Consider the following 1,873-nt stretch of genomic DNA (forward strand, 5'->3'; position numbering starts at 1 on the left):
GCCCCCGCCTCCTCTTCTCCCGCCCGCACTCCGCACGACAGGAACGAGCACCCATGACGCTGTCCACTCCTCAGACCGCCTACGCCTCCGCCAAGCTCCAGGGCACCGGAGTGGGACGCGGGCTGGCCCTCGGGCCGGTCCTGCGCATGCCGGAGCCGCTGCCCGAGCCCGAGGACACCGCCAGCACCCGCAGCGTCGCCCAGGAGGAGGAGCGCGCCGTCTCGTCGCTCTCCGCCACCGCCGCGACGATCCGCCACCGCGGCGAGCGGGCCGGCGGCTCGGCGAAGGACGTCCTCGACGCCCAGGCCCTGATGGCCGAGGACCCGTCCCTCGCGGACGACGTCAAGGCGCGGATCGCCGGGGGCAAGACCGCGGAGCGCGCCGTGCACGAGGCCTTCGCCGGCTTCCGCGACCTGCTCGTGGCGATGGGCGGCTACATGGCCGAGCGCGCGACCGACCTCGACGACGTCTCGCAGCGCGTCGTGGCGCACCTGCGCGGCGTCGCCGCTCCCGGCGTCCCCGAGTCGGACGAGCCGTTCGTGCTCGTCGCCCGTGACCTCGCTCCGGCCGACACGGCGCTGCTCGACCTCGAGAAGGTCCTCGGTCTGATCACCAGCGACGGAGGACCGACCTCGCACACGGCGATCCTCGCCCGGGAGAAGTCGATCACCGCCATCGTCGGCACCACCGGCGCCCTCGACCTGCGGGACGGCCAGCTCGTCATCCTCGACGCCACCTCCGGCGTCGTGACGGTGAACCCCTCGGACGCCGAGATCGGCGCCGCGAAGTCCTCGATCGCCGAGCGCGCCGAGATGCTCGCCGCACCGGTCGTTCCCGGCGCGCTGGCAGACGGCCACGCCGTGCCGCTGCTCGCGAACCTCGGCTCGGCCGACGGCGCTGCGAACGCGGTCGAGCTCGGCGCCGAGGGAGTGGGGCTGTTCCGCACCGAGTTCCTCTTCCTCGACGCGAAGGAGGCGCCCTCGGTCGCCGAGCAGGCGGAGCAGTACACGCGCCTGCTCGCTGCGTTCCCCGGCCGCAAGGTCGTCGTCCGCGCGCTCGACGCCGGCGCCGACAAGCCGCTGAGCTTCCTCAATGACGACCACGAGGAGAACCCGGCCCTCGGTCTCCGCGGACTGCGCGCCCTCCGCGCCAGCGAGCAGATCCTCCGCGACCAGCTCACCGCCCTCGCCCAGGCCGATGCCGCGACCGACGCCGACCTCTGGGTCATGGCGCCGATGGTCGCGACCGTGGACGAGACCCGCTACTTCACCTCGATGGCGCGGGAGCTCGGCATCCGCACCGCCGGAGTGATGGTGGAGGTCCCCTCCTCCGCCCTGCTCGCCGACCGCATCCTCGGAGTCGCGGACTTCGCCTCGATCGGCACCAACGACCTGACCCAGTACACGCTCGCCGCCGACCGCATGCTCGGTACGGTCTCGGCGTTCCAGGACCCGTGGCACCCGGCCGTGCTCCGCCTCGTCGGCGAGGTCGGCCGCGCGGGAGCGGCGCTGGGCAAGCCCGTCGGGATCTGCGGAGAAGCCGCCGCCGACCCGCTGCTCGCCGTGGTCCTCGTCGGCCTCGGCGCCACCACCCTCTCGATGTCGCCGTCGGCTCTCGCCGACGTCCGCGCCGAGCTGGCCGAGCACACCCTCGACGACGCCAAGCGGTACGCGGAGCTCGCTCTCGCCGCCGACAGCGCCGTCGACGCCCGCTCCGCGGTCACCGAGGCGATCGCCGCCTCCTGATCCCGGATCACCAGCCCCACCCCCTGCACCACCCCGGCACTCGGGAGCCGGGACGCCTCAGGAGCGTCCCGGCTCCCGAGTGCCGGGGTGGTGCAGGGGGTGGGGCTGGTGATCCGGGATCAGGAGGC

General features: G+C 74.1%; 1 protein-coding gene. It reads left to right on the plus strand.

Features of this window, described 5'->3' with window-relative positions:
* Positions 1 to 146 precede the first annotated feature (146 nt).
* Positions 147 to 1,745, plus strand: a complete 1,599-nt coding sequence (ptsP, locus tag C5C99_RS16630) for a phosphoenolpyruvate--protein phosphotransferase (protein ID WP_104233916.1) — start codon at positions 147 to 149, stop codon at positions 1,743 to 1,745.
* Positions 1,746 to 1,873 lie beyond the last annotated feature (128 nt).

Source organism: Rathayibacter sp. AY1C4, assembly GCF_002932195.1.
Taxonomy (GTDB): domain Bacteria; phylum Actinomycetota; class Actinomycetes; order Actinomycetales; family Microbacteriaceae; genus Rathayibacter.